Source organism: Paraburkholderia sp. GAS334 (assembly GCF_050436625.1).
Classification (GTDB): Bacteria; Pseudomonadota; Gammaproteobacteria; order Burkholderiales; family Burkholderiaceae; genus Paraburkholderia.
Map to the genome: position 1 here is coordinate 83060 of NZ_JBNDMO010000004.1, position 18121 is coordinate 101180.

Consider the following 18121-nt stretch of genomic DNA (forward strand, 5'->3'; position numbering starts at 1 on the left):
GTGTGAACACATACATGATGCTGAGCTAACACGGTGTCGTCAAGCTGTGGATTGGCCGGTTTTCACGCAAATCGTCAGCTGACACGACAGACAGCAACGTTGTCTTCTGCTGCCTGCGGCGGCCGGGGTAATGACCCGGGCGCAACCCGTTCGCCCTCGCGTTGCATCAGCGTCGGATCACACGCCCTCATACACGGGGCACGGCGCGTTATCCAGGCGGCCAGACGTCCAGTGGTTCGTTTGCGCACATACCAACCCGCGTGAGCCGGTCACTATCAACGGTAACCGCCCGCCCCTGCCTTAGCGGGGCGACTCCGCATCAGCCACATTCAAACGTCTGTCGACGTGCACCCTTTTTGCAAAGCGTTTATGCCGGCTCGGCCGGATGCAATGCAGCGCGCCTGGGTGGCAGTTGGATCTGACCATGCGGATATCTGTCTGAGCGGATTCCGCATCGCGCGTTTTCGAACTGTTGATATCGCCGTCAACGGGTTCATCCTATGTCCAGCTCTCGCACCTTAAAGTATCAGCCCGCTGCTGCGCATCCGCAGGCGCGGACGATCGCCGGCATCGCGCCGTTGCGTCTCTGGTGCATCTGGTTCGTTGGAACCGTCGTGGCGTCGCTTCCCTTTCTGATCCTGCCGGTTCCTCCACTCGGCCAACATTTTTACAACATTGTCAGGATAGACATCCTTGCCCATCCGGGAGCCTACGCCGGCAACTTTGTTGTCCGATGGGATGTCATGCCGGACCTTGCGATGGACCTGGTGGCCCCATTGCTGACGAAATTCATGTCGGCAGAACAGGCCGCCGCGTTGTTCGTCCTGGCAGCACTCGCGCTACTGACGTCGGGGTGCCTGATGCTGAGCCGCGCGATCAATGGCCGCTGGTCGCTGGTGCCGCTGATCAGTTTCCTGCTGCTGTATAACTGGATACTGATTCGTGGGTATGCCAATAACCTGTTCGGCTTTGGCTTATGCCTCTGGGCGCTTGCCGCCCACGTCGCATTGCGACAGTCGACGATCGCCCGAATTCTCGTTTCCTGCAGTAGTGCGCTCCTCATCTACTTTTGCCATCTGTTTCCACTCGGCGTTTTCGCATTGGTCACAGGCACCTGGGAACTCGGCTGCCTGCTTCAGGAGAAGGACCTGCGAGGTCGCTCGTTGTCTCGTCACGTCGCCGCCACGGTGGTGCCGCTGGTGCTGCCGGTTCTGCTTTTATGGCACAGCAGCACCGGTGGGTTAAGCGAGGCGATCGACCTTGGCTTCCTTCAGATATCCTGGCGAATCCGGTTATGCATCGCGGCGCTGACGGTAGGCGATCGCCCGGCCGACATCGCGATACTGGTCAGCCTTTTCCTGACCGCGATCGTCGGCACCGTGCGACGCTGGTGGACCTGCAAGCCGGAGTGCCGGTTGATCATCATCGCGTTACCGGTGGCTGTGATCCTTACACCGTTCTCCGCCTTTGCGGCGTACGGCATCGTTGAGCGATGCGCGCTGAGCTTCGCGTTTCTGCTAACCACATTGCTCGATGTACGAATGGTGGACCCGCGGCTTCAACGGGCAGGCGCCGCGATGCTGGTTCTCGTCTTTCTGTTCCGTGTGGGGACCGTGGCTGAGGACTGGGTAGCCGCGAGGCCCGTCATGCAGGCCTACCGCGATGCGTTCGCTTCACTGAAGCCCGGCGCCGTCCTTGTTCAATACAAACAGGACACGAATTATCCAATCCCGCTGCGAGATCCACACCGCTGGAATCCTTATCTGGACAAGGTCGTCGCACTCGCGACGCTTAACGGGATTCTCGTGCCCGATCTCTATCTGAAAGCGGGGCAGCAACCGGTACTTTACCGGCCCGAGAACACAGCATTGAGAGCATTCCAGACTGGAGGCCAGAGAGGCGATGAAGACACCCGAGCAGAAGATCTCAAGCTGCGTGCGTGGGCAACCGATTTACAAACCCGCTTTCCGGACCTTCAAAGCCGGTTCTCGAGGGTCTATCTCGCCGTATTCGATCCTCACGCGCGGCTCTCCGCAACTTTACCTGGATGGCGACTGATCGCGACACTGCCCGAGCATCGGCTGTACGAACTCACGCGGTGACAGGCATGCGGAGTCTGGCTTACTTCAGATGTCGCCTGCTATCGATCCCGGATCATCACCCAGCCCACGGCCGCGCTGACAGCCGTCAACACCCCGCCCTGTGCAAGCATCACGCCCACAACGACGTACAACGTGCGTGACCACGCATACCCCTTCAGAATGCCTTCCGACGTATTTCCGGTGTTTAACGGCTCGCGGACGACAAACTTCAGGATTCGCGGGTTGTCCGTATGCCCGCGAAAAGCGGCGATCTCACATGCGCTGGCGTTCGGCATCCACCGGGATCTACACCACCCGACGCATCGCGAATTCCCGAAAATCACAGCAAGAAACGGAACGCGGTGGAAGGTTCGAATCGATAGTGTTCAGGCAGGGAAAGCCAATCGTGCTTCCCTCGTTCAACCCTGAGCTATCAAGGAACCGCCATGTCTAAGGAAGACGACAACAAGGCCATTGTCGGCCGCTGGTTTACCGCGTTCTGGGGCAAGACCTGCAACCTCGACATCGTCGACGAGCTTGCTGCTCCCGATATGCTGCTGCAGTACTCGCTGCACGAACCTCGTCGAGGTCGCGAGGACATCAAGGCATTCATGACCGGTTTTCGCGCAGCCTTCCCGGACCTCAACTTCTGGGGCGCCGCCGATCTCATCGCGGAAGGTGACTACGTGGTGGGTCGCTGGGCAGGTGGCGGCACGCACACAGGTGCGGCTTTCAGCGATTTCCTCGCCGGATCGCTCCCGGCTGCGACCGGCCGGAAGATGAGTTTCACCGGCACGACCGTGCTTCGACTCCAGGACGGCAGAATCGTCGAAGAGATCGGCCTGGATGATGGCGTCACTGCCCTGCAGCAACTCGGACTGATCAAGGTAGCGTAACCAGAGAGTACGGCGTTGCCGGTTGCTTCCGGCAACGCCGTACGCATGGAGCGCCGGAACAGGCCAGGGGATTTAACGCACCTTCGCGAAATCCGCCCTGACGCCAGCCATCAACGCCACGCCGCTCAGCACGAGTAGCCCGGCAAGAAGATACACGGCGATATCCATGCTGCCCGTACTCGTACGGATCTGACCAATCACCCATGGGCTCACAATGCCGCTCGTGATCCCGACGCTGCTGATAAACGCGATACCGGAAGCGGCCGCCTTGCCGGGCAGATAGCTCGGAGGCACCGACCAGAATATCGGCAGTGCCGCGAAGATCAACACGCAGGCAAGCGAAAGAATCGCGAGCATCGCAGGAAAGCTGTTCAGATGAAGCGTCAGCGCAGCCAGTGCCAGTCCACCGCCGATCGTGCAGAACGCGAAATGTTTGCGTCGTTCACCGGTGCGGTCCGAACGACGCGCAATCAGGATGAGTCCAATTGCGCCGATCGCATTCGGTACGACCGTATAGAGGCTGACCGAGACGACGTCCTTGATGCCGAAGTCGCGAATCATCAGCGGCATCCAGAAGTTGAGCGTCAGCGAAGCACACGTCAGCGAAAAATAGATGAACGCGAACAGATAGACACGTGGATCGCGAAGCGCGTCAAGAAAACGCCGGCCGTCGTGCGCCGCGTTTGCGGCCTGACCTCGCGCGCAGAGTGCTACGAGGCGATCTTTCTGTGGCGTTGTGAGCCACGTTGCGTCATGCGGCCTGTCGACCAGACAGAACAACGCGACGAACGCCAGAATCACTGCGGGCGCACCTTCGATCGCAAACATCCACTGCCAGCCGAAAAGGCCCATTACACCGCCCATATCGCGCATGATCCAGCCGGAGAAGAGACCGCCAAGCACGCCTGCAACCGCGACACCTGCAAAGAACACCGACATGACAGCGGCACGACGATTCACCGGAAACCAGTACGTGAGGTACAACACGATGCCCGGAAAGAAGCCCGCTTCGAATACGCCGAGCATGAAGCGCAGGATATAAAAATGCGCCGGCGTCGAGACGAACATCATGCATACCGACGCGAGTCCCCACAAAAGCATGATCCGCGTGAAGGTCCGACGCGCGCCGAATCTCGCAAGCAGGATGTTGCTGGGCACTTCGCACAGCACGTAGCCGACATAGAATACCGCCGCGCCGAGGCCATACATCGCGTCGCTGAAACCCAGATCGTGCTTCATCTGTAACTGCGCGAAGCCGATATTGATCCGGTCGAGAAACGAAACGACGTAGCAAAGAAACAGGAAAGGAATGATGCGCCACGCGACCTTCCGGAACATCGCGTGCTCTTCGGTTGCATCGGTCACGTAAGCCGGTGTATCGGCCATGAAGGATTCAGGCATGTCTCGCTCCGCACGCAAAACGCGTCGTTTTTTAAGGACGTGTTTTGCCCAGACGTCTATGCGTCTTTTTGTCTTCAAGGGACGCGAAAAGCGCGAGGCGCCTTTCGCAGGAGGAATCTGACCGCTACATCAATCCTGCAGCGCGGACCACATTTCCTTGTCGCGCTGCGCGGTCCAGACGCGCGGATGCGTCACGCCGCTCGCCTCATCGAAGGCCCGCGACACATCGAACGGCAGGCAGTGCTCGTAGATGAACACGTGACCGAACTTCGGATCCATCGATTTGCGCGTGTGCGCCATTGCGCCCTTCAGGTCGAGCTTCTGCTCGTACGCTTCGCGACCTGCTTTAAGCAGCGTCGTGACGAAATCCTTCGTGTAGTCGATGCCCTTGTGCACGTCAGCCGGTGACAGCAATGCCGGCCCGCGACCCGGAACGAGCTTTTCAGCACCGAGCGCGCGCAAGGCTTCGAGCGTCGTCGGCCACTGTTCGAGCTGTGCGTCGCCGCAATAGCAGGCGGCGTCGTATTCGACCAGGTCGCCCGAGAACAGCACCTTCTGCGACGGCAGCCACACCACCGTGTCGCCCTTCGTGTGACCCGAGCCGAGATGCGCGATCTTCACTTCGAGTTTGCCGAGCCACAGCGTGATTTCCTTCTCGAACACGAGCGTGGGCCACGTCAAACCAGGAACGCTTTCGACGCCCGCAAACAGACGCGGAAAGCGCTCGATCTCCGACTTCATGTCCTGCTCGCCGCGCTCGACGATCATCTCGTACGTGCCGCGGCTCGCGATGATCTGCTGCGCGCCCTCCGCGAAATACGCCGATGCGCCAAGCACGCGCACCGCGTGATAGTGCGACAGCACCACGTATTTGATCGGCTTGTCGGTGACGCTGCGGATCTTCGCGATCAGGTCCTGCGCCATCGCCGGGGTCGCCGTCGTGTCGACGATCAGCACGCCGTCGTCACCGATGATCACGCCGGAATTCGGATCGCCTTCCGCGGTGTACGCGTACGCGTTCTCCGAAAGCTGCGTGAACGTGATCTTCTTCTCTTCGAGATCCGCCTGCGATGCAAATGCCTTTGCCATGTCTGTCTCCATTGCCGCCCGGTGTGGGGATGAAGCCATGGTCGGCCGATCGTTATAATTTGTCAATGACAAATGTCTTTGCTGTGAACTAAACTCGGGTAAACTCCGATCGATATGTGACGCCGCCGGGATCGGATACCATCCTGTGGTTCCTGTACGAGACATTCCAATTGGCAAAGCCGTGAAGACCGAAGACATCGAGAGCAATCCCGCCGATACGTCCGCCGGGAAAAAGCAGCGCGGGATCCAGAGCGTCGAGGTCGGCGGCCGTCTGCTCGATGCGCTGGCACGTCATCGCGCGCCGCTCGGCCTGAGCGAACTCGCGAGCGCGGCGCAACTCTCCGCGGCGCAGGCCTACACGTATCTCGTGAGCCTCACGCGGCTTGGCCTCGTCAAGCGCGATGCGCTGACCGGCAGTTACGAGCCGGGCCCGCTCGCGCTGCGGCTCGGGTTGCTGCATATCGAGCAGCAACCCGCCTACCATGTCGCCGTGCCGCAAGCCGCCGCGCTGGCTGAAGCGGTCGGCTTCAGCGTCGCCGTCTGTGTTGCGGGCACGCAGGGGCCGACCATCGTGCGATACGAGCGCGGTGGTTTTCCGCTACACGTCAATCTTCATGTCGGCACAGTGATGTCGCTCGAGGCGACATCGACTGGACGCGTGTTCTGCGCGTTCTTCGCGCCCGCGCAGGTCGCGGCCATGCGACAGAGCCAGGCACGCACCGCCGGTCGCACGACGACCGTCAGCGGCGTCGATGCCCCTGCGGAGCCCTCTTTCGATGCGCCTATGCGCGCCCGCCTCGACGAGATCCGCGCGCGCGGCATGGAACGCGGCATTGATGCGCCGAGCCCCGGCATCAGCAGCCTGAGCGTGCCTGTCTTCGACGCGGAGCGCCGCATGCAACTCGCGCTGACGGTGATCGGCCCGTCCGGATCGATCGACGTCGCCTGGAATGGCGCCGTAGCGCACGCGTTGCGCGACACCGCGCAGCGCGTCGCCGATGCACTCGTCAACCGTGCCTGAACCGATACCACCGAGTCCCTCATGACCCCAGACGGCTCCCTTTCCATCACCGGCGACGCGAAAGCACAGCGCGGCATCAACTCGCTCGACAACACGGGGGAGCTCCTGCTTGCGCTGGTTGCGGCGGGCCGGCCGCTGTCGCTGCGCGATCTGGCCGCCGACGCCGGCATGGCGGCGGCGAAGGCGTTTCCGCACCTCGTCAGCCTGCTGAAGATCGGCTTGCTCAGTCGCGACGATGCCGGATATTTCAGCCCCGGGCCGCTCGGCCTGGAACTGGGCCTGATCGCCTTGCAGCGTCTTTCGCCGATGCGCGAAGCCGAACCCGAGATCGCAACACTCGCGGCTGAATCCGGAATGAGTGTCGCCGCTGCGACGCTCGGGCCGCTCGGGCCAACCGTGATCCGCCTGGAGGAATCGTCGCAGCCGCAGCACGTGAGCCTGCGCGTCGGCACGGTGATGTCGCTGGTCAACACGGCAATGGGCCGCGTATTTGCCGCTTATCTTTCGGAAGACGTGCTGATCGGTTTGCTGCCGCAGGAATCCATCCGCCTCGCAGGCGCCGACCTGGCCGACGCCATCGCGCCGTCGAAGAAAAGTGCGGCTACGCTGCGTGCGGCTTATCGATCGCGGCTCGCCCGGATACGTGAAGCAGGCATCGATGACGCGTTCGATGCGCCGGTTCCCGGCATCGGGACGCTCGCCGCGCCGGTGTTCGATCACACAGGAAGCATCCGGCTCGTGATGGCGCTGATCGGCTCGTCGGGAGACTTCGACCGCAGCCTGCGCGGCGAAAATGCCCAGCAACTGCTCGCCGCGACGCAGCGTCTGTCGTGGCGTTTCGGGTGGATGAGCGGGCGCTAGTCAGCAGCGTCCTCGCTGCTTACGCCAGCACGCGCCAGCGTCAGCGCTTCGCTCAATACTTCGGCGTCGCCGATATGATTCGCGAGCAGCAGCACGAGCTTCGCGTTCAGGAAATGGCTCTCTTCTTCGGAGAGCCCGTTATGCGTGTCGATGAGTTTTTCGTAGAACGCATCCGGGTCGGCGATGTTCAGTTCAGTGTTCAACCGTGTCATGGTCGTGATCCTTTATCCGTTGCACGTCGCGCGATCAAGCGCGGCCGTGACCGACGCGACGTCGAGCGCGCGCCAGCGTGCACAGACGTGTTGATCGGGCCGAAGCAGATAGAACGTGCCGGGCCGCGCGTCGAAGCGGTCGTTGACGATGCCCTCGATATCCTCGATGACGGTGACGTCAGGCGTTTTAACAGCGTCCGGGCCCGCCAGTCTCGTGCCGCGCGGAACCACGATCAACGAACGCACGGGCACGGGCAGTTTCGCCAGTGCGTCGAGCTGCGTCGCGCACGCGGCCACGTCGTCGCCAGGGCCGCAGAAATAGACACCGGTGAATGCGCCACCGCCCGTCTGGTGCAGAAACCACGCTTCACGGCCATTCACGTTCACCGGTGCGTCTGTGCACACTGCGCCCGGGACCATCGCACATGAAAAGGCATCAGCGGTTTCGTCGGGTGTATTGAGGGGCGAGCTGCGCAGCACCGTCGGCACCGACAACCTGCCGCTGTTCGCCATGCGTCGCGCGAATGGACAATCCTTCGCGAGCTTGAGCGTCGCATCGCGGAACATGCGCGAAATCGGGCTCTTTGGCGTGATGAAATCGGTGGCGCGCGTTGAGTTACGGATGTTCTCGTCGGCAGCGTATTCGCGTTCAGACGCATACGTGTCGATCAACGAAGGCGGCGCATCGCCATTCACGACGAGCCGCAGCTTCCACGCGAGGTTGTCCGCATCCTGCACGCCGCTATTCGCACCGCGCGCGCCGAACGGCGAAACGCCGTGCGCGGAATCACCCGCGAACAGCACGCGGCCATGCCGGAAGCTCTCCATGCGCACACACGAAAACGTATAGACGCTCACCCATTCCAGTTCGAATTCGACATCGTTGCCAAGCAATGCCTTGACGCGCGGAATCACCTTCTCCGGCTGCTTTTCCGCAACGGGATCGGCGTCCCATCCAAGCTGGAAATCAATGCGCCAGACGTTGTCAGGCTGACGATGCAACAGCACCGACTGGTTGCGGTGGAACGGCGGATCGAACCAGAACCAGCGTTCGCTAGGGAACGACGCCTTCATTTTCACGTCGGCGATCAGAAAGCGATCCTTGAACGTCCGGCCCCGGCTATCGAGGCCCATCGCGCGGCGCACTGCGCTGCGCGAACCATCGGCGGCGATGACGTACTGCGCGCGCAGCGCATAGACGCCGTCGGGCGAGTCCACCTGCAGTTCGACGTAATCGTCGTGCTGGGTCAATCCCGTGACCGTGCTCTTCCAGCGCATCTGCAGGTTGTCCAGCTGCATCGCGCGCTCGGCCAGATAGCCTTCGACGTAGTACTGCTGCAGGTTGATAAACGCCGGGCGTGAGTGGCCGGTTTCGGGCAACAGATTGAATGTGTAGACGAGTTCGTCGTGCAGGAAGACCTTGCCGACATTCCAGCTGACGCCCTTCTCGATCATTCTGTCGCCGCATCCAAGGCGGTCGAACACTTCGAGCGTGCGTTTGGCAAAACAGATTGCGCGCGAGCCGCTGGAGAGTGTGTCGTCGTTGTCGACGAGTACGGTGCGCACACCCTGCTGCGCGAGATCGATCGCTGCGGCGAGGCCGACCGGACCCGCGCCGACGACGACCACCGGATACAGCGCAGGCGTCCCCGCGTCGTGCTCTGCGGCCCGCTCATAGTTAAAGCGCAGGGTCTGATAGTCCGTCTGCATGGCGTCTCCGATTGCCTTGATCCTGACTAGCCCATAGCAAACAAGATTGCCTTCGGCTAATTATTAGTCATTGTATAAATGTTTTGTTATACGCAAATATGTGTTTACCCCAGGCATGGGCTGGTACGCACGGCAACGAATGGAATCCGCGTCGGAAAAGAAAGCGGGCGCCAGACGTAAAACGTCCGCGCCCGCGTGTTCTTCTGAGTGAGGCTGGTTGTGTCCCGCAACCCTCCAAAACGCTGGATCAGAAGCTGGCTCCGATCCCCCGCCTGTCACACATTCATTGCGTCCTCAAGCGCCTCGCGCAGCTTCGGCGTACATCCGATCACGCGATTGCCCTTCAGCAGGCACTCTTTCGTGAGGAAATCGTTCGTCCATCCACCGGCTTCCTCGATCAGCAGCACGGCGGCCGCCGCATCCCATGCGTTGATGTGCAGTTCACAATACGCATCCTGACGGCCCGCGGCCACGTACGCGAGACCGAGCGCGCCCGAGCCGCACCGCTTGATACCCGCGCCCAGGTCATTCAGGCGCGTCGCCACCTTCAGATAGTGTTCGAACGGCGCCCTCGGCGACCAGCCGAGTTCAACGATGGACTGGCGCGGATCGTCGATCGTGCTCACCTTCATCGGGCGACCGTTGAGCGTCGCGCCGCAACCGCGACGCGCGACGAACAGTTCGTTAGCCATCGGGTCATAGAGCACGCCGATCTGCGTACGCCCTTCATGGACGAACGCGATCGACACGCAAAAGTAAGCGACGCCACGCGCGAAATCAGCGGTGCCATCGATCGGATCGACGATCCAGACGCTCTCGCTCAATGCGCCGCCGCCTTCCTCGCCGAAGAAGCCGTCTTCGGGAAACGCCTGCGAAAGCCGCAGCGCGACGAGCTTTTCGACCTCGGCATCGGTCTCGGTCAGATAGTCTTGTGGACCCTTGAACTTGAGCTTGAGTGCGTCGTCTCGTTCGAGGAATCTTCTTCGCACGAGATACCCTGCCTCCTGCGCTATCGCGCAGGCCGCCAGCAGGCGAAGATGCATTGCGACCTCATTCATTCCTTAATCTCCAGTCGTCAAAAACACGCCTCGCTGGTGCAATTCGCGGCGCGCATTACACACACCGCTTCTGCAAACGCAGACAAGGCCTTCAAAGCAATCGTCGCGCCTCATCGCTGGAAAGGACGCCACGGTCCTTGCGATTTGCGGCGCTCGCAGCGTAGACATCGCGTCGTGCATGCGTGATCCCGAGCGGCTCAAAACCATTTGCAGGGTTGAACGCCATCTGGTTGACAGACACTTCATCGTCGGCGGAAGGCCGTGCTGGAATTTCCAGCTCGCCGACTGGAATCAACGTTCCCACCCACGCGACCGATGCATCCTGTACCGGCGTGCTCGCTTCATCGATGAATAGCTGCACGCAAAGCTGCCATCTGACCGGGCCGCCATAGAGACGGCTGAGAATGTCTTCGCGAAGGTAGTTGTCGCTTTCGCGGTCCGCCTGCGTGCCCTGCACCGTCGTATCGTGCGGCTGCAGCGAGTACTTGAACGCGACATCGCCAAGCCTGACGACAGAGCCCCAGAATCGCTCCGTCGCCACGCTGTCTACCGTGCGCAGCGTGGTCTCCCTGGCGAGAACCGCGACGATGCGGGCCGCTTCGACGAGCCCGAACTTGCCGTCGAGCAGTTCACGCGAAAACTGTTCCAGCGCGCCCGTTGCACCCTTCGCGATCTGCGCGACAAGCACATCGGCGAAGTCCATGAACTGCACCGCGTTTCTCGCGTGCGATCGACCGCCCTCGCTGGTCATCAGCAGATCGGTTTCGACGCCTTGATGCGTGAAAAACTTGAGCGCGACGCCGCGCACATCGGGTGCACGGTCGGAGAAAGGACACGGCTGGCCATTCGATATCCGGCAGGCAACGCGATAACTGACTGGCGCTGTTGCCACAACTTCCGGCGCAAAAGGACCTTGCCTGAGTATTTCGGGCACGGTGTCGAAGAGGCGCAGCGTGCCGAACGCACCGAGCAACTGTTTCTGGTGCTGACCGCGATCGATGCGTCCGTCCGAATGCGTTTTGTCACTGGCTGCAATCGTCGCCTGCTGCTCGCCGATCTTCGCGATGAGCGCGGCGATCACGGCCGCGTCTTCGCGCCGGTCGATCCAGCCGGTTCCTGTGCCGGGCGGCATTTCGGGGATGTCGTTTGCCATCTTCCAGCTCCTTTCAGGCGGCGCATTACGTCAAGACGAGAGCCGTCACGTGGATTCGCGCAGGCAAGCAGCATCATTCGAGTTCGATCGGTTGACCATGCGGTGTGCGTCGCGCTGCCGCGTCCCATTCGTTCCGGCGCTGCGCGAGACCGTCGATGGACACGAGCCCTTTGGCCGTCGTGATGCGTTCGAGCGCGGTCAACCAGTGCACGTAGTACGTGTCGCCGCGATCCGGATCGCCGGCGCGTTGTGCGTCGAGAATCGCCTCGTTCAGGGCGTGCGCCCATTCCGTCCATGTGAACATGCCGCGCTCGTGCAACGCCAGCGTCATGGCAAACGCCTGGGCTTCCCAGGGCGCGTCAAAAACCGGTCCGCTTTCGCCACACGGCAACCCGGGCAACACAATGCGCAGTTCGCGCAGATCCGGTTCAAGGGGATTCATGTCAGGGCGCCCGCGTGTCGGCATTGTCGAGATAGGGCTCCCAGCAATCGACGCATACCGACGACGCCGTCGTGTCCGGCCCCCAAAGTTCGACGGCATCGAAGCGCACCGTATAGAGCCATTGCGGTTGCTCGCCCTGCCCGATTGCATTCGTATCCGGAAACACGTGCGCGCCGTGGACAGCAACGATCTGCCCACGTTTGTCGCGGCAATAGCGCGGCAGCCGTGTATGTGTCGACGGATTCAGCTGACGGGTCCGCACGGCATCGCCCACCTGGAAGCGCGCTCCGGTGGTTGCCGGCCGCGTGACCGGGCTGCCACGCAGTAGCGCAGCCTTCACCTGATCGGCCATCAGCACGCGAGGAAGCGGCGCTGCAGCGATCTGCATCTTTCCCGATTCGATTTCCGCGGCGGTCGCAAGGCCCGTACTGTGCAGCAGCTTCCTGAGCCCCTCGAACCAGATTTCGTAATAGCTGCTCGCGAGGTATTGCGCCGGCGGCAGGCTTTCGCGCGTGGCACGCGAGGTGTCGATGTTCCACTTGCCAGTCGCGCCCATGGCGAGCGTGATCGCGAGCACCCGCGGTTCCCATCCCGCGTGAAAAAGCGGCGCGCCCTCGGCCTCCGGATGAACCGGGCCGAACGCCTGCATGCCGCCAAGATCGTGCACGCCGTTCATGCCTGCCTCCGTTGCGGTGCGTGCGCGAGTGGCAAACCGGTGCCGATCATCGAATCGCGCGTTACCCGTTCAGCGAGTTCGTCCTCGCTCAAACCATCGGTTCCGGAAGGACGCATTGGCAGCACCAGATAGCGGACCTCGGCGGTCGAATCCCATACGCGAAATTCGACTTCCGCGGGCAACTCGAAGCCGAACTCCTGCAGTACGCCGCGCGGATCGATCACTGCGCGCGACCGGTATGGCGCCGACTTGTACCAGACGGGCGGCAAACCGAGGACCGGCCACGGGTAGCACGAGCACAACGTGCAGACCACCATGTTGTGAACGGCCGGCGTGTTTTCCAGCGCGACCATGTGCTCGCCCTGACGACCTGTGTAACCGAGCGACGCGATCGCGGCAGTGGCATCGTCGAGCAGCCAGCGACGGAACGCCGGGTCGGACCACGCCTTCGCGACCACACGCGCGCCGTTACGCGGCCCGACGTCGTGCTCGTACGTCTCGATCAGAACGTCGAGCGCTTTCGGATCGACGTAACCCTTTTCGACCAGCAGCGATTCCAGCGCGCGCACGCGCAGGTCCATTTCCGGCAGCGCACTGCCCTCGTGGTCATGGTCATGGTTGTGGTCGTGATCGTTCATCGAATGCCGCCCGGAAGATCGTTAGACAAAACCAGTATGGTTGCCGCACCACGCAATTGCAAACGGGGCGAACCGGCCGGACGCTTCGCCGCGTCCCCATCCACGCGATGATTGAAGAGGATATTCTTTATCCCGCCGCGCGCAGTTCGCTACCGGAAGACACAGGGGCGACGTCGACGAGGCGTATGTGGAGCATTATCTCGTGAAGACGTCGGAGGCTGCGCGCGATCTTCCGACTTCGCTGCGCACAGAGGGTCAACGGACACAGGGAGCACTGGCATGGAAACGGGTAAAACTGAAGGCGTTGTTGATGACGTAGCAGGGAAAGTCGAAGATGCCGCTGGCGGCATAACCGGCGATTCATCGGCCCAGCTTGCCGGTAAGGCGCGCGAATTCCGCGGTAAGGCGGAGCAGTTGTGCGCCGACACCTGCGCGATGTTGCGGGACGCAACGGTCGAAAAACCGCTCACCACACTGACGCTTGCCGCATTGGCCGGTTTTGTCGTGGGCCTGGTATGGCGCGCAGGAGACCGCAGGTAGCTGGCGTTCACGCGCATGCTGCAGATCATTCCAGTTATCGATGTGCTCGACGGAGCGGCCGTGCGTGCGGTGCGGGGCGAGCGCAGCCTTTATCGGCCGGTTGAGTCGCAACTCTGCAGGGGTAGCGATCCTGTCGACGTAGCGCGCGCCCTGCTCGACTACACCGCTTCTTCGATTCTGTATGTGGCGGATCTTGACGGCATCATGCGTGGTAAGCCTCAGCGAGACGCGTTGATGCGGCTGGCGCTGGCCGTGCCTGGCATCGAACTGTGGATCGATGCGGGTTTTGCGGGTGCCGTCGCGGCGTACGCGCTGATCGCGCCGCTTGACGATGCGGGCGCGAACGTGACACCGGTTTTCGGCAGCGAGTCGCTGGTGGCTAGCGCTACGCAGGATGCGCTACGCGATGGGCGGTCGGGTTCGCAATCGCAATCACATTCGCAATCAGGGTCTCTATCGAAGTCGCAGTCGCCATCGGGGCAGTCGTCGCGAACCGCGGCGCTGCCCGAAATCGTCAACAACGGGATTCCGTATGAAGCAATTCTTTCGCTGGATCGCCGACACGACGCACCACTGGGCGACATCACGCATTGGACCGATGCATCGGGCTGGCCGTCACGGGTGATCGTGATGTCGCTGGAACGCGTGGGTTCGTTCGACGGACCCGACCTCGCTGCGATCGCCGACGTTCAGCGTCGCGCGGGCACCCGGCAGATTATCGGCGCCGGCGGCGTGCGCGACACCGACGATCTGCGCGCCGCCGAAGCCGCCGGCGCGCATGCGTGGCTGATCGCATCCGCACTGCACGATCGCAGGATTCCGGCCGCTTCAGACGGAACAGGTTCCGCGCCGCGGACGTGACGCGAGATATCGGTGGTATCGCTGGTATCAGCGGCATCGGCGATAGCGCCAATCAAGGCGACGTCTGAAGCGCACAGCGTTTTGCGATAAATTGTGCTTGATGTCGCATAACCCAACCGCGTTGACCGCGGCCGCCGCGCCACGCGCGGGCCGCCCAAACCGACACCGGAGAAAAAATGGCAACTTCCACCGCCTACTCGCCAACGGCCCCAACGCGTGCGCAGGTCGACGCGCTGACAGGCGCAGCCGTGCTCGAATTCGGCACCGACTGGTGCGGTTTCTGTCAGGGCGCGCAGTCGTCAATCGGAAAGGCGTTCAAACAGCATGCCGACGTGCGTCATCTGAAGATCGAAGACGGTCCGGGCCGGCCTCTCGGCCGCTCATTCAAGATCAAGCTATGGCCGACGCTGGTCTTTCTGCGTGACGGTGTCGAAGTCGCGCGCGTTGTGCGGCCAGGCAGCGTCACCGCTGTCGATGAAGGATTTACCGCGCTGTTTGATGAAACAGAGAGAGACCGCAGAACCGGCTGATATGCGATTTGTAACCAGCGATGCTGCTCCACGAAGCAGAGCCTGGACTACGTGCGAAACGTAGCGTGTGGATCAATCGGGAAAGCGGGAACAGACGACGAAGCGCAGAAACTGGATCAGGCCGAAAGCGCGGCAACCATGCCGCGCTTCCGCCAGACAGCCCTCATTGGGGACGGCGAAGCGCTTCAGCGACGATCGCGCACGTCTGCAAGTGCATGTTCAGCGCATCAACGGCCAGGGCGCGAAAGCGGGCGAACCAGCTGGTATTGGCGGTAGCCGAGGCGGTGGTAGCGTTGTTCATGATGGACTCCGAGAGTTATATGGGGGGGGGTAACTACCTAGGTAATTACCCTTATTATAACTCCATCATGTCGCAGCGCAACAAAACAAAATACCTGCCTGTTTGTCGTTCCATGCAGTCCGAATCACGCGGTCCGTGCCACCTCAGGCTCTTCCAGCGACTCGGCCCGGACGCGCTCCTTCTCGATGCGCGTGCCCTGCCTCAGAACTGGTAGTTGAATGAGAAATCGAATACGGCGTTACTTGCCTTTTGCGTGATGGGACTGCGCGCCGCATCGCCGACCAGTTGCTGTATGCCGGCGTCGCCTGTCACGAACCAGTGCTTCTGGAAAAACCAGATCGCGCTGACACCAAAGCCCACCGATTTCAGCCCCGCGCTAGCGTCGTATCGCGGATAACCGGAACGCGCCGACTGAAGGCTGCTGACACCGTACCAGGTCTGCATATACCGCGAGTCGGCAAAAACCAGATTCGGGCCCGCAAACCAGAAGAATTTCTCCGAGCTGCCCGGCAATGGCATATAGGCGCCAAGGTCGCCGATCCAGCCGTCAGAGCCACCGAGATTGCGGCGGATATCGGCGCGTATCACGAGCGGAAACGTCTTCGAGACCGCGTACTCAGCAAAGAGCTTCGCCTCGGGCGCTGGATTGATGTTGCCCATGCCGTCGAGATGGCCCGAGTTGTCCTCGGCACGGCGTCCGAGGTCATACGTGATCGCGAGGCCCGCGCGCCAGTGCGTGGTGCTCACGAGATTGACACCGAGCCCTTCCCCCGTGGAGAGGAAGAACAGGTCGCGATAACGCACATCGATGGCTGGTCCAACGAGCGCGTGATAGTTCGCGGCGCCGTCGTATCTGGGTCGCACCGTCACCGCGAGACCGAGCCGCGTCTGCCATTGCGGTATCGGCGCGTCGAAAAGTTTTTCTAGCGGAAGGCCCACCGAGTATTGCCATTCGGCAAGCGGCGATGGAGTCTGCGCCCGCGCGGTGACGGGCATTGTGATCGATACCACCACTGACAGCATCGCCGTCAGTTTCGGCGCGCGGCGCATCCTGTCACGGCGTAACGCGCTGCCATTCAACATGAAGCCTCCGGTCCCCGTTCCTGGGGGAAATCTGCATCGTTCGTTCCGGGTAGATGCGCGAGCAACCACATTGAGGCCACTGCTGCGCTGCCCGATGCCATTTTTCAATTGCCGTGACTTTCTCACCCACTGCGGCAGCGTCTTCATCGATCGATCGCGTGGACTGACGGGTTAAGGCAGATCAACTGCGGCAGCCATTCGAGCCATCAACGATGGATGACGCGCGCGTCGCGGTACGCGCCATTGCGCAAATACCGTTCCTGTCCGCGTGAACGTAGCAAACGGGCACGGGTGGAGATGCAGGTACCGGTGGAGATGCAGGCACCGGCACCGACGCGACGCCGGGTTCGCCGAAGGGCACCGATCGTAACCATTCCGGCGAACTGGCAACAATGTGTTTTCGCCGCCGGCGATGGGTATGTGGTTTGCTCGATGCAACGCACCGAGGTTATTCGTCCGGCACAGTGGTCGTGTGTGCCGTCGCGGGAGATACCTCTCATCGACTGGAGGTTGTATGTTAGGAACCATTCTTCTGATCGTGCTGATTCTTCTCCTCATCGGCGCGCTCCCGACGTGGCCCCACAGCCGTTCCTGGGGATATGCGCCTACCGGCACACTGGGCATCGTCGTCATCATCGTGGTGGTGCTGGTCGTGATGGGTCAGATATAACCAGGTCCTTCTCGCGGGCGCTATCGCGCGATCGATCAGCGCCGCGCATCGACTCAACCGCAATCTCGACGGCAGTCAAGTGCCATGGACGCGACCCACAGGTGTGTTCGCGCCCCAGAAACAACGGCGAAAAATGCGTAACACAACGTAAAACCTGCCCTCAGTGTATGCAGTTTTTTCATTACCGACAAAGCACGCGCACACCATCAAGCGCGACTCAATCCCGTCGAGCCATGCCCACAAGGGCACCGGGCGCCGCGCCAGCAGTGGCCCTCCAGATGGCACGATTCCTGCACCATCCAACGCACCGAAGCGAAATGGTCTGACCTGACCGTCTGCTGCAAAACGACAACATCCACGCGTGCAGGCGTCAGGTTTCGCGGCTGATTCGGCGAATTTCCTCGAACCCGTCTACAGGACTAAGGATCACAAAAATGGATGACTTTGCCAGTCGCATGTGCGGCATCCTCACGACTCTCGTTCCACAAAGCTCCATCACACGCCTCGCAGAACGCGAATTCTGTATCCGTCACGCCCGTCCGGCTAACCGGCCGCGACCGGGCGGTTATCCGCGCGACCTCGTCGTGATCGTCGATGAAGAACTCGTTGCGCGTATCCGGCGGACGCAGCAAGATGAATTCGATCGCGACGTTGCGCCCGAACTGCTGCAGACGCTGATGCAGGATCTGGCCGGCTATAACCCGTGGTCGCATAACTTCAGCACGTTCCTCGTCGCGCTTAACAGCCGGCCTTCGTTGAAGAGCCAGCCTGCTGCACTTCACTGAGTGCGTCGAATCAGGCGGGCGGTGTCAGAGATGCAGTGACAACGCCTCCGCCAAAAGTCCAACCGGCCTCTTCGCGAGGCCGGTGGCATTTCCAGCAGCGCTTTTCGCGCCTT

General features: G+C 61.6%; 21 protein-coding genes. 9 read left to right on the forward strand and 12 right to left on the reverse strand.

What is annotated here, in order from left to right; all coding sequences use genetic code 11:
- Positions 1 to 614: 614 nt before the first annotated feature.
- Positions 615 to 2102: a hypothetical protein gene (locus P3T21_RS09305; protein WP_429255641.1), complete on the forward strand. Its 1488-nt coding sequence runs from the start codon at positions 615 to 617 to the stop codon at positions 2100 to 2102.
- A 38-nt stretch (positions 2103 to 2140) separates the two neighbouring features.
- Here P3T21_RS09305 and P3T21_RS09310 read toward each other — a convergent pair whose 3' ends face one another.
- Positions 2141 to 2377, reverse strand: a complete 237-nt coding sequence (locus P3T21_RS09310) for a hypothetical protein (protein WP_429255642.1) — start codon at positions 2375 to 2377, stop codon at positions 2141 to 2143.
- Between the two features lie 150 nt (positions 2378 to 2527).
- Here P3T21_RS09310 and P3T21_RS09315 point away from each other — a divergent pair, with 150 nt between their 5' ends.
- On the forward strand, positions 2528 to 2977 hold the full coding sequence (locus P3T21_RS09315; protein ID WP_429255643.1) for an ester cyclase: 450 nt from the start codon (positions 2528 to 2530) through the stop codon (positions 2975 to 2977).
- A 72-nt stretch (positions 2978 to 3049) separates the two neighbouring features.
- Here the strand turns inward: P3T21_RS09315 and P3T21_RS09320 are convergent, their stop codons facing one another.
- Together P3T21_RS09320 and P3T21_RS09325 are read right to left on the reverse strand one after the other, a co-directional pair.
- Entirely contained in the window at positions 3050 to 4363 is a 1314-nt protein-coding gene (locus P3T21_RS09320) for an MFS transporter (protein ID WP_429255928.1), read from the reverse strand.
- A gap of 144 nt (positions 4364 to 4507) precedes the next feature.
- Positions 4508 to 5467 (reverse strand): MBL fold metallo-hydrolase, encoded by a 960-nt coding sequence (locus P3T21_RS09325; RefSeq protein ID WP_429255644.1) that lies wholly within the window; start codon positions 5465 to 5467, stop codon positions 4508 to 4510.
- A gap of 181 nt (positions 5468 to 5648) precedes the next feature.
- Between P3T21_RS09325 and P3T21_RS09330 the strand changes: the two genes are divergently transcribed.
- Both P3T21_RS09330 and P3T21_RS09335 read left to right on the forward strand, forming a co-directional pair.
- Complete coding sequence (locus P3T21_RS09330; protein WP_429255645.1) at positions 5649 to 6488, forward strand: IclR family transcriptional regulator; 840 nt, start codon at positions 5649 to 5651, stop codon at positions 6486 to 6488.
- Between the two features lie 21 nt (positions 6489 to 6509).
- A complete protein-coding gene (locus tag P3T21_RS09335) occupies positions 6510 to 7349 on the forward strand; it encodes an IclR family transcriptional regulator (protein WP_429255646.1) in 840 nt (279 codons plus the stop codon).
- Here P3T21_RS09335 and P3T21_RS09340 read toward each other — a convergent pair.
- The 7 genes from P3T21_RS09340 to nthA form a co-directional block, all read right to left on the reverse strand.
- Positions 7346 to 7561, reverse strand: coding sequence for a DUF2783 domain-containing protein (locus P3T21_RS09340; RefSeq protein WP_429255647.1), 216 nt, complete (start codon positions 7559 to 7561; stop codon positions 7346 to 7348). The two genes, P3T21_RS09335 and P3T21_RS09340, sit on opposite strands and share 4 nt — an antisense overlap.
- Before the next feature lie 12 nt (positions 7562 to 7573).
- Positions 7574 to 9271, reverse strand: a complete 1698-nt coding sequence (locus tag P3T21_RS09345; protein ID WP_429255648.1) for an FAD-dependent oxidoreductase — start codon at positions 9269 to 9271, stop codon at positions 7574 to 7576.
- A gap of 275 nt (positions 9272 to 9546) precedes the next feature.
- The gene (locus P3T21_RS09350; RefSeq protein ID WP_429255649.1) at positions 9547 to 10329 is read right to left on the reverse strand and encodes an inositol monophosphatase family protein; all 783 of its coding nucleotides are present in this window, start codon (positions 10327 to 10329) and stop codon (positions 9547 to 9549) included.
- A 91-nt stretch (positions 10330 to 10420) separates the two neighbouring features.
- Positions 10421 to 11482, reverse strand: a complete 1062-nt coding sequence (locus P3T21_RS09355; RefSeq protein ID WP_429255650.1) for a catalase — start codon at positions 11480 to 11482, stop codon at positions 10421 to 10423.
- A 73-nt stretch (positions 11483 to 11555) separates the two neighbouring features.
- The gene (locus P3T21_RS09360) at positions 11556 to 11924 is read right to left on the reverse strand and encodes a nitrile hydratase accessory protein (RefSeq protein WP_429255651.1); all 369 of its coding nucleotides are present in this window, start codon (positions 11922 to 11924) and stop codon (positions 11556 to 11558) included.
- Between the two features lies 1 nt (position 11925).
- Positions 11926 to 12600: a nitrile hydratase subunit beta gene (nthB, locus tag P3T21_RS09365; RefSeq protein ID WP_429255652.1), complete on the reverse strand. Its 675-nt coding sequence runs from the start codon at positions 12598 to 12600 to the stop codon at positions 11926 to 11928.
- The gene (gene nthA / locus P3T21_RS09370; protein WP_429255653.1) at positions 12597 to 13238 is read right to left on the reverse strand and encodes a nitrile hydratase subunit alpha; all 642 of its coding nucleotides are present in this window, start codon (positions 13236 to 13238) and stop codon (positions 12597 to 12599) included. The genes nthB and nthA overlap by 4 nt, the downstream gene beginning before the upstream one ends.
- A 279-nt stretch (positions 13239 to 13517) precedes the next feature.
- Between nthA and P3T21_RS09375 the strand changes: the two genes are divergently transcribed.
- From P3T21_RS09375 to P3T21_RS09385, 3 genes are all read left to right on the forward strand, one after another.
- On the forward strand, positions 13518 to 13778 hold the full coding sequence (locus P3T21_RS09375; RefSeq protein ID WP_429255654.1) for a CsbD family protein: 261 nt from the start codon (positions 13518 to 13520) through the stop codon (positions 13776 to 13778).
- Positions 13779 to 13793: 15 nt separating this feature from the next.
- Positions 13794 to 14639, forward strand: coding sequence for a HisA/HisF-related TIM barrel protein (locus P3T21_RS09380; RefSeq protein WP_429255655.1), 846 nt, complete (start codon positions 13794 to 13796; stop codon positions 14637 to 14639).
- Positions 14640 to 14815: 176 nt separating this feature from the next.
- A complete protein-coding gene (locus P3T21_RS09385) occupies positions 14816 to 15169 on the forward strand; it encodes a thioredoxin family protein (RefSeq protein ID WP_429255656.1) in 354 nt (117 codons plus the stop codon).
- Positions 15170 to 15332: 163 nt separating this feature from the next.
- Here P3T21_RS09385 and P3T21_RS09390 read toward each other — a convergent pair whose 3' ends face one another.
- Together P3T21_RS09390 and P3T21_RS09395 are read right to left on the reverse strand one after the other, a co-directional pair.
- Positions 15333 to 15470 carry a hypothetical protein gene (locus P3T21_RS09390; RefSeq protein WP_429255657.1) on the reverse strand — a complete coding sequence of 46 codons (138 nt, stop codon included), beginning with the start codon at positions 15468 to 15470 and terminating at the stop codon, positions 15333 to 15335.
- 201 nt (positions 15471 to 15671) lie between these two features.
- Positions 15672 to 16553 carry a MipA/OmpV family protein gene (locus P3T21_RS09395; protein ID WP_429255658.1) on the reverse strand — a complete coding sequence of 294 codons (882 nt, stop codon included), beginning with the start codon at positions 16551 to 16553 and terminating at the stop codon, positions 15672 to 15674.
- Between the two features lie 514 nt (positions 16554 to 17067).
- On the opposite strand from P3T21_RS09395, the gene P3T21_RS09400 reads away from it, so the two are divergent.
- Both P3T21_RS09400 and P3T21_RS09405 read left to right on the forward strand, forming a co-directional pair.
- Complete coding sequence (locus P3T21_RS09400; RefSeq protein ID WP_429255659.1) at positions 17068 to 17223, forward strand: DUF3309 family protein; 156 nt, start codon at positions 17068 to 17070, stop codon at positions 17221 to 17223.
- Between the two features lie 434 nt (positions 17224 to 17657).
- A complete protein-coding gene (locus P3T21_RS09405; protein WP_429255660.1) occupies positions 17658 to 18008 on the forward strand; it encodes a hypothetical protein in 351 nt (116 codons plus the stop codon).
- Positions 18009 to 18121: the final 113 nt, after the last annotated feature.

Excerpts from the sequence above, each read along its gene's own strand:
- P3T21_RS09335 (WP_429255646.1), top strand. The coding sequence starts at position 6,510 with ATGACCCCAGACGGCTCCCTTTCCATCACCGGCGACGCGAAAGCACAG.
- P3T21_RS09405 (WP_429255660.1), top strand. The coding sequence starts at position 17,658 with ATGGATGACTTTGCCAGTCGCATGTGCGGCATCCTCACGACTCTCGTT.
- P3T21_RS09320 (WP_429255928.1), bottom strand. The coding sequence starts at position 4,363 with ATGGCCGATACACCGGCTTACGTGACCGATGCAACCGAAGAGCACGCG.
- P3T21_RS09390 (WP_429255657.1), bottom strand. The coding sequence starts at position 15,470 with ATGAACAACGCTACCACCGCCTCGGCTACCGCCAATACCAGCTGGTTC.
- P3T21_RS09355 (WP_429255650.1), bottom strand. The coding sequence starts at position 11,482 with ATGGCAAACGACATCCCCGAAATGCCGCCCGGCACAGGAACCGGCTGG.
- nthB (WP_429255652.1), bottom strand. The coding sequence starts at position 12,600 with ATGAACGGCGTGCACGATCTTGGCGGCATGCAGGCGTTCGGCCCGGTT.
- P3T21_RS09315 (WP_429255643.1), top strand. The coding sequence starts at position 2,528 with ATGTCTAAGGAAGACGACAACAAGGCCATTGTCGGCCGCTGGTTTACC.
- P3T21_RS09360 (WP_429255651.1), bottom strand. The coding sequence starts at position 11,924 with ATGAATCCCCTTGAACCGGATCTGCGCGAACTGCGCATTGTGTTGCCC.
- P3T21_RS09385 (WP_429255656.1), top strand. The coding sequence starts at position 14,816 with ATGGCAACTTCCACCGCCTACTCGCCAACGGCCCCAACGCGTGCGCAG.
- P3T21_RS09400 (WP_429255659.1), top strand. The coding sequence starts at position 17,068 with ATGTTAGGAACCATTCTTCTGATCGTGCTGATTCTTCTCCTCATCGGC.
- P3T21_RS09325 (WP_429255644.1), bottom strand. The coding sequence starts at position 5,467 with ATGGCAAAGGCATTTGCATCGCAGGCGGATCTCGAAGAGAAGAAGATC.
- P3T21_RS09350 (WP_429255649.1), bottom strand. The coding sequence starts at position 10,329 with ATGAATGAGGTCGCAATGCATCTTCGCCTGCTGGCGGCCTGCGCGATA.
- nthA (WP_429255653.1), bottom strand. The coding sequence starts at position 13,238 with ATGAACGATCACGACCACAACCATGACCATGACCACGAGGGCAGTGCG.
- P3T21_RS09345 (WP_429255648.1), bottom strand. The coding sequence starts at position 9,271 with ATGCAGACGGACTATCAGACCCTGCGCTTTAACTATGAGCGGGCCGCA.
- P3T21_RS09340 (WP_429255647.1), bottom strand. The coding sequence starts at position 7,561 with ATGACACGGTTGAACACTGAACTGAACATCGCCGACCCGGATGCGTTC.
- P3T21_RS09380 (WP_429255655.1), top strand. The coding sequence starts at position 13,794 with ATGCTGCAGATCATTCCAGTTATCGATGTGCTCGACGGAGCGGCCGTG.
- P3T21_RS09310 (WP_429255642.1), bottom strand. The coding sequence starts at position 2,377 with ATGCCGAACGCCAGCGCATGTGAGATCGCCGCTTTTCGCGGGCATACG.
- P3T21_RS09395 (WP_429255658.1), bottom strand. The coding sequence starts at position 16,553 with ATGTTGAATGGCAGCGCGTTACGCCGTGACAGGATGCGCCGCGCGCCG.
- P3T21_RS09375 (WP_429255654.1), top strand. The coding sequence starts at position 13,518 with ATGGAAACGGGTAAAACTGAAGGCGTTGTTGATGACGTAGCAGGGAAA.